Raw genomic sequence first — 7,726 nt, 5'->3', positions numbered from 1 at the left:
TGATGGTGGTCGGCCAGTGCGCAGCTGGTTGCGGCGGCCAATACGATACCCTTGTAGGCTGGGCCGTAGAGCACATCAAATTCCGGTGCTCTGGCGCTAATGGCGGCCGCGTAGCAGCGGCTCAGGGTGGCTAGCGCTGCGCCCTGGTAAAATTTTCCGGCATTGAAGAAATAGGGGCTTTCGCGGCCGGATTTGAGGGTAAATGTGCCAAATGTGAGTGCTTTTGCCGCAATGGCCTGTTCAATAAATTGTTGTTGATAAAGTTCCATAGTACCCTTCAGCTCCAGCCTCTATGTGGCAGATTTTTCGCGCTTTTTTCGGACAGATTGCTCCGGCTGCGCTAAACTGCCCATTGTAGCAGCCAAAAGCGCGCAATAATAAATTGGCTGGCAGTGCCACCGATGTACCTTAAAGCGTAAATAATGGGTATTGCAGGGTGGCTGGCTGCGAGCACTGTATCTTACCGAGAGCTTATTGGGTTATTAATGAGAATAATCAGCTTTTGTGCCAATGGCATTGAAGACGCCGCCCAGCGCGGGTTTTTCGAATGGATTGAAGAGCAGGACGCTGACATCATCTGTATTCAGAACATTGGTGTTCAGGAGTACAAGCTGCGTGATCCCAAGTTCTTTCCGTCGGAGTACAACGCGTATTTCTTCGACGCAGCTGAACCCAATACCAACGGTGTGGCCATTTATACCCGGCGACTGCCCAAGGCTATTATGTATGGCCTGGGGTTCACCGATTTCGATATGGAAGGCCGCTATATCCAGGCGGATTTCGACGAGCTCAGTGTTGGTTGTCTGCTGGCACCAAGCGGTTACCCCAAGGATGCCAAAGCTCAGGCGCGCAAGGGCGAATTTTTTGACCTGTATTACAACCACCTGAACAAAATTCGCAACAAGCGTCGTGAGTTCGTGATCTGTGGCAACTGGAATATGGTGCACCGCAACATCGATGTGCAAGAGCCGGATGCCGTCCAGGGTATGTCCGGGTTTCTCGGCGAAGAGCAGCAGTGGATGGAGCGGCTGTTTCACGAGCTGGGCTATGTCGATGCCTTTCGCCAGGTGAACCGCGACGCGGACGAATTTACCTGGTGGCCCGACGGTGACCAGAACAGCAGTGGCTGGCGGGTGGATTACCAGATTGTGTCGAACCGTTTTAAACCGTATATCGAATACGGCACCATCTACAAAAACCAGCAGTTTGGGGATCATGCGCCCCTGATCATGGATTACGATTACGAACTGCCAGAAGCAGAATTCTAAGCGCCCCCAGCAGGGTGCAGCTAACCTGTTGTTGTAGCCAGTTCAGCCAGTAGCGCTGAATTCAGGGCTTCCTCTATCTGTACTTTATGGCGCAATGCCTCACCAAGACGCTGCCCCGCGTTGACACCTTCCTGCGCGCGGTCGCGATAAAGAATCTGGTTCACGTAACAAAAGCGCAGCTGGTGTGGCGGCAGCTGCTCGCGAATGTAATCGGCGGCGTGCTTCAGAATGTCTTTCCCGTACTGGGCAAAGTGCAGGGTTTTCTGGTTGATTTTCAGGTCGAAGCGAGCACCGTCATCGTCGGTGCGCGAGGCCAGCATATTCACCACAATACGCAGTCTATCCGAGCGCAGCTGCTGAGCGAGCGGTTCAACGAGCGGGCGACCGTTACGCTCAACCAATTCGTACCAAGCCACGGCGCAGTTGTTGAAGTAGTTTTTGCGCAGGCTGTCGATAAAGTTTTTCAGTTGGCCGAGCATGATACTGCTGTCGTCGCAGAGCAGTGACTGATAGTGAATGCCACCGCGGCCATCAATAACATAAATGTCGGCTGCTTCCTCACGCCTTTGGAACACTATGCGCAGCGCACCGGGGCTCTGCAGCTCACTGACACAGCACAGGGCTTGTAAGTTTGCGTTATCGCGGCTCACCTCAATACGGCTGTTGGCGTGCTCGCTGCCAGCCAACAACTGGGTAAGGTCGCTAAAGCTCGACGCGGCGCGCAGGCGGACTGTGTTCCTGCGGCGCTGAAAGCAGTAATAAGTGCGACCAGCCTCAAAAATAAAACGATCGCCGTCCCCCGCTTTGTCAAAAAACGCCATTACGGGCTGCAGGTCGTCGTTAAACTGGCTCGCGTAGCGCTCAGCGCTTAAAGAAAAGGGTTTGATCTGCAGCGCTATCGGTTGTTTCTGGCTCACCGTTGCCGCCAGTACATACTGCATCGCTTTGGCGGCTGCGTGGCTGTCGGTAAAGCTTTTGCAGATCACCTCGCCCCAACTGGTGACGTTGACTATATCGACATGTCCCACAAGTGGAGTGTCGAAAGAAGAACGTTGGCTGGCGCTGCCCACAATGCAGGTCAGCGATTGCGTATAGCGCGCACTTTCAAAGCGTTGATGATACTCGGGGTGGGTGGCGTAGGCCGAGTCAGGCAGGATGCCTGCAAGCTGCTTGACCAGGTTTTCCAGCTTGCCGCGATGGTGATCCGGATGATCCGACGCTAGATGAAAGCGGGTGTCGCCGTCGATCAGGCCATTGCACAAACACCAGCAAATGAGCGCAGGCAGGCTGTCGCTTTCGCGTAGCGCCGTGCTGCTGTGCCAGTTCACCAGCGTGACCTTGCCGGCTATTAGCGCCCAGCTGGGCTTGTCGGGGTCGGCCTTGCCCAAGTAGCAGAAGCTTAAGTTTTTTTCTGCCAAGTCTTCGGAGATGCCGCTGTTGATCCAGTCGATCTTGTCCGGTTGGCGTTCGAATGCGGAAAACAGTTTGCGGCCCAGCACGCTCATTTCTCGGGAGCTGATCAGTTGGTCGGCCTGGTTCCGGGTGGCGAAGTTCTGTAGAAATCGGTAGCTGCCGGTTAGCTCGCGCACCAGTTCCAGGTGCTCCTCGCGCACTCGGGTTACCCGCCAGCTGTCGCGCATGTCGAGGTTGTGCAGCTGCTCATTGCTCCAGCCCCATTGCCTGACGAGCTCTTCGAGCACATTTTCCCGCCACCCAAGATAATTGCTGCGGCGGCTCAGTTTGAGCTCGGTCTTGAAATAGAAGGCGCGGCGCAGCAAGTTCAGGCGCAGCGGCTCGTCGCGCTGCTCTAGGTAAGCTTCCAGGCGCTGATAAATCATCGTGTAGGGGTCGTGTGGTTCCGCCCGCCACTGGGGTTGGTGCAGTTGGCGCTTTAATGTTTCCGATAGGGTGTGATTATCAGGGTGGGCGCTGGCGTAAGCTTCAATCAAGAGCAGCTTGATCAGCGACTTATGGGGTTGGCTGATGGCTTTGAATAGTTGCCAGATGCCGGCTCCCACGTACTCCCCAGCTGGAATCTGATGCACGTTGCCAAAATCTAGGGTCAGTCGGCCAATGCGCTTGTGTTTGTGGTGCAGCTCGGCGAGCGCGCCATCGTAGTCCGTGGTGTCGGGAGAAATCAGCCACCAGGCCGGATACTTACCGGCGACAAGTATGGCGCTGCGGTAAAACTCGTCCAGTAAAAGGAAGTGTTGCGTGCTGCCGCAGTCTTCGGCGTTCAGGGCCTTGCGTTCACCGGCGCGGAAAGCCTGCGCCGACATCAGGAAAAAATGTATTTCCAGCCCTAGTGCTTTGTTGGCGTAGTGGCTCAGGTCTTCGCATTTCTGGTTCAGTGCGGCTCGATCGCCGTCGCTCAGGTCGGCGCGGTGGCAAACCCACACATCGATGTCTGAACTGGGTGCGTGGGCCACACTGCCGATCGAGCCCATCAGAAACAGCGCTTCCAGATCGTGATTTTTGTCTGCCGAGGGGGTGTACTGAAAACTATTGGCCAGATGCCGTTTAACGCGCTGCACCATTTCTGGCGAGGGCTGGTAGCCGCTCAGCCCCGCCGGGCATTGTAGCGACTGGAAGCCGGGCAGGACGGGGTGATTGCAATGAAAAAACAGGGGTAGGAAATCCAGAAACAACTGCTGGCGGGGGCCGAGCAGGGAGCGGGCACGCTCCAGCCGCAGCTGGTTCATGGTTTGTAACCGCTTGAAAACCTCTTTGATGTCAGGGGCTTGGCGATGAAAAAATCGACGAAACCCGGCACTCAATGGCTGCAACATTGCTGGACGCTGTGCTCCCCGGCGGCCGAAAGGTGTGGCTCGCAAGCCAAAAGCTGCCTAAACATTCTCCTGTAATCCTGTGATATGCAAGCCATTTTTTTATATTGATGCAGACACTATTCCGGCATCGCGCTATTATGGTTTAGACCATAAGTATCTGCTGCTGACCGGCGTGAACGGCCCCGGTCAGCGCTACAATAACTCCGTGGAGGTTGTTCCCATGAAAACACGCTCGCCTGTCGCACGCTGGTTTAATGCGCTCTGCCTGTCTCTGGCTCTGATAATACCGCAATTGTCGGTTGCTGACGTGGTAAAGCAGCAGCCGACCGCCCTAGCGATGGCGACGGATACAGTCATCGTGCGTCCAGTCATGCTGGCCGTTACTGTGGTGGGAACCGCCTTTTTTCTGGTGAGTTTGCCGTTTTCAGCCTTGGGCGGCAATGTCGGCCAGGCAGCGGACACCCTGATGGTACAGCCGGCGGCCAACACCTTCCTGCGTTGTCTGGGCTGTACCCGCATGGAATACCGAGAGCGTGACGAAGACTGAGTTTCACATTCCTCTCGGATGACTACCTATACCGGGCGGCAGCTCCTTTAAGGGGGCCACATCGCTCCCGGAATCCTTTAGAATAGCCGCAATCTCCGGTGCGCCCCATCAGGGCGCGCACCGCGTTCCGTAATATCCCCGGTGCGCACCTCCGGCACCGCATGTGACATTACACTCCCAGGCAAGGATTTGGATAGTGGAAGACACCCCCTCACCAAAGAAGGGCTTTTTTGATCGGATAAAGGCTGGTTTGACCGGGTCTGAAGAGGATCTGGCAGCCGCTGAAGGTTTTATCGATGACGCCGAACTAGCGCCCTGGCAGCATGTTGAGCTGACCGACGAGCAGCGCATGCGCCTGTTCGAGCGCCTCACCCGTGGTCTGCAACAGACCGGCGCCAACATCGGGCAGGGGCTGGGCAACCTGATTCTCGGTCGCAAAGCTATTGATGACGACCTGCTGGAAGACATCGAAACCCAGCTGCTGATGGCTGATATTGGTATCGATGCCACGCAGCAGATCATCGACAACATCACCGATGCGGTTAAACGCAATCAATTATCTGATCCGGAAGCCTTGTATCAGGCGTTGCAGCAGGAGCTGACAGCACTGTTGGCGCCGGCGCAGTCGGAGCTGGTGATCGAAGAGGCCCATAAGCCCTATGTCATTCTGGTGGTGGGCGTAAACGGTGTTGGCAAAACCACCACCATCGGCAAGTTGGCAAAACAACTTCAAGTGCTGGGCAAGTCGGTCATGCTGGCAGCCGGCGACACATTTCGCGCCGCTGCGGTCGAGCAGTTGCAGGTCTGGGGTGACCGCAACAAGGTGCCGGTAATTGCCCAGCACACTGGCGCAGATTCTGCGTCGGTGATTTTCGACGCCCTTCAGGCAGCCAAATCCCGCGACGTGGACGTTTTGATCGCGGATACGGCGGGTCGACTGCACAACAAAGACAACCTGATGGAAGAGCTGAAAAAGGTTGTTCGGGTAATGAAGAAAATCGACGATACCGCACCCCACGAAGTGATGCTGGTGCTGGATGCCGGCACCGGGCAGAACGCATTGACTCAGGCGAAACACTTCCAGCAGGCGGTCGGTGTGTCCGGCGTCACCCTGACCAAGCTCGATGGTACCGCCAAAGGCGGTATTATCTTTGCCATCAGCCAACAGCTTGGTATTCCCATTCGCTTCATTGGTATTGGTGAAGGCATTGGTGACCTGCGACCATTTCGCGCTGACGAATTTGTGGAGGCGTTGTTTGCCCGCCGAGCAGACGAAGCATAGGATAGGTTGCCTCCAACATGACAACTGTCCGGACGATAACTAATTCATGATCCAGTTTGATGACGTCTGCAAGCGCTACCCCGGTGGCCACTCGGCGCTCAATCATCTGAGTTTTCAGGTGGAACGCAACGAGATGGTGTTTCTCACTGGGCACAGCGGTGCGGGCAAGAGTACGCTGCTGAAATTGATCATGATGATGGAGCGCCCTACGTCGGGACAGGTCTTTGTCGACGGTAAAAATCTCAATCGTCTGTCGGCGCGCAAAATTCCGCAGCACCGACGCGGTGTCGGCGTGGTATTTCAGAATCATCAGCTGTTGTTTGATCGCAGTGTGTTCGACAACGTGGCCCTGCCGCTGATTATTGCCGGTTTTCAGCCGCGTGATGTGGGTCGACGGGTGCGGGCGGCATTGGACAAGGTCGGTTTGCTCGACAAGGAAAAGAAGAATCCGGTCACTCTATCTGGTGGTGAACAGCAGCGTGTGGGTATCGCGCGCGCTGTGGTGAACAAGCCAGCCTTGTTGTTGGCGGACGAGCCCACCGGCAACCTCGACCCGGAGCTATCGGCCGAGATCATGAATCTGTTCGAACAGTTCAATCAGGTCGGCGTAACAGTGATGATTGCCAGTCATGATCTGTCGCTGATTGAGCGGATGCCTTACCGGGTGCTCACACTCAAGGAAGGGCAGATGTTGCGCAGCGCGGCGGTGAGCTCATGAGTGCCACGCCAACGCGTAAACCGCGACGCTCACCCCCGGAACAGAAAACGCCGGGGCTGGGCGCCAGCCTTGCCCCGATCGGATTGAAAGAACGCTGGCACGGCTACTGGGCCAATCAGCGGCAGGTGGGAAAGCAAACACTGCAGCGACTGCTCGGTGAGCCCGCCTCGACGGCGATGACAGTCCTGGTGATCGGTATCGCCTTGGCGCTGCCGTTAGTCATGATGGTCGCGTTGTCCAATATAGAACAGCTCGGACGGGGCTGGGATGGATCTGCCCGGATTTCGCTGTTCCTCGATAAGAAGCTCAACGACCGGGATAGCGAAGCCTTTGCATCGCGCCTGCGGCAGCGCCCGGAGATTGCAGCGGTAGACTATCGCTCATCGCGTCAGGCGCTGGATGAATTCCGTAGTCTCTCTGGCTATGGTGATGTGCTCAATTCACTCGACAGCAACCCGCTGCCGGCGGTGGTGTTGATTACACCAAAAGATAAGGCGCCGGCGCAGAGTCGATTGCTGCTGACAATGCTGTCGGCAATGCCGGAAGTGGCGCAGGCCAAACTTGATCTGGAGTGGGTGCAGCGACTGCAGGCAATGATGGACATCGGCAAACGTATAACACTGGCGATGGCTTTTCTGCTGGTGCTTGGCGTCTTGCTGGTCATTGGCAACACTATCAAGCTGGCGATTGAAGCGCGTCGCGATGAAATCGTGGTGGTGAAGCTGGTGGGTGGCACCGATGCTTTTGTAAGACGCCCCTTTCTGTTTACGGGCTTCTGGTACGGGCTTGGTGGCGGTTTGGTAGCGTGGCTGATTTTGCAAATCAGTCTGCTGCTGGTGGCCGGCCCGGTATCGGCCCTGGCTGGGCTGTACGATAGCCAATACACCCTGATGGGGCTTGGCTTCGGCAATACACTAATGCTCTGGTTTACCAGTGGCTTTCTCGGCTGGATGGGCGCCTTTCTGGTGGTGGGTCGCCAGCTCAAGGAGATTGAGCCGCGCTAAACACTGCGGTTGCTGAAGGCGCTAGGCGTTCGATCTCTAACTCTCATTTTTATGTCGCTGCGTGTGGTGGCTTCGTGTCGTGGGTGGCCAGCCTGCCACTGCCACGCAAACCTCTAAC

General features: G+C 56.2%; 6 protein-coding genes and 1 pseudogene. 5 read left to right on the top strand and 2 right to left on the bottom strand.

The window, feature by feature from the left end:
- Positions 1-269: pseudogene (gene pyrE / locus ABYP39_RS05480) on the bottom strand (orotate phosphoribosyltransferase); the annotation flags it as partial.
- 216 nt (positions 270-485) lie between these two features.
- Here pyrE and ABYP39_RS05475 point away from each other — a divergent pair.
- Entirely contained in the window at positions 486-1,268 is a 783-nt protein-coding gene (locus ABYP39_RS05475; protein WP_372749681.1) for an exodeoxyribonuclease III, read from the top strand.
- A 20-nt stretch (positions 1,269-1,288) separates the two neighbouring features.
- Here ABYP39_RS05475 and ABYP39_RS05470 read toward each other — a convergent pair whose 3' ends face one another.
- Entirely contained in the window at positions 1,289-4,057 is a 2,769-nt protein-coding gene (locus tag ABYP39_RS05470; protein WP_372781480.1) for a class I adenylate cyclase, read from the bottom strand.
- Between the two features lie 220 nt (positions 4,058-4,277).
- Between ABYP39_RS05470 and ABYP39_RS05465 the strand changes: the two genes are divergently transcribed.
- From ABYP39_RS05465 to ftsX, 4 genes are all read left to right on the top strand, one after another.
- A complete protein-coding gene (locus ABYP39_RS05465; RefSeq protein ID WP_372749886.1) occupies positions 4,278-4,604 on the top strand; it encodes a hypothetical protein in 327 nt (108 codons plus the stop codon).
- Positions 4,605-4,767: 163 nt separating this feature from the next.
- Entirely contained in the window at positions 4,768-5,886 is a 1,119-nt protein-coding gene (ftsY, locus tag ABYP39_RS05460; RefSeq protein ID WP_372749887.1) for a signal recognition particle-docking protein FtsY, read from the top strand.
- A gap of 46 nt (positions 5,887-5,932) precedes the next feature.
- Positions 5,933-6,604, top strand: a complete 672-nt coding sequence (gene ftsE, locus ABYP39_RS05455) for a cell division ATP-binding protein FtsE (protein ID WP_372749888.1) — start codon at positions 5,933-5,935, stop codon at positions 6,602-6,604.
- Positions 6,601-7,608: a permease-like cell division protein FtsX gene (gene ftsX, locus ABYP39_RS05450; RefSeq protein ID WP_372781478.1), complete on the top strand. Its 1,008-nt coding sequence runs from the start codon at positions 6,601-6,603 to the stop codon at positions 7,606-7,608. The genes ftsE and ftsX overlap by 4 nt, the downstream gene beginning before the upstream one ends.
- The last annotated feature ends 118 nt before the right edge of the window (positions 7,609-7,726 follow it).

The organism is Litorivivens sp. (assembly GCF_041625495.1).
Classification (GTDB): domain Bacteria; phylum Pseudomonadota; class Gammaproteobacteria; order Pseudomonadales; family Spongiibacteraceae; genus Litorivivens.
Note: the sequence above shows the minus strand (reverse complement) of the source record. Positions and strands in the feature narration are given on the sequence as shown.

What these genes read in the sequence shown, in the direction of transcription:
- ABYP39_RS05475 (WP_372749681.1), top strand. Translation starts at nt 486, where the DNA reads ATGAGAATAATCAGCTTTTGTGCCAATGGCATTGAAGACGCCGCCCAG.
- ABYP39_RS05470 (WP_372781480.1), bottom strand. Translation starts at nt 4,057, where the DNA reads ATGTTGCAGCCATTGAGTGCCGGGTTTCGTCGATTTTTTCATCGCCAA.
- ABYP39_RS05465 (WP_372749886.1), top strand. Translation starts at nt 4,278, where the DNA reads ATGAAAACACGCTCGCCTGTCGCACGCTGGTTTAATGCGCTCTGCCTG.
- ftsE (WP_372749888.1), top strand. Translation starts at nt 5,933, where the DNA reads ATGATCCAGTTTGATGACGTCTGCAAGCGCTACCCCGGTGGCCACTCG.
- ftsX (WP_372781478.1), top strand. Translation starts at nt 6,601, where the DNA reads ATGAGTGCCACGCCAACGCGTAAACCGCGACGCTCACCCCCGGAACAG.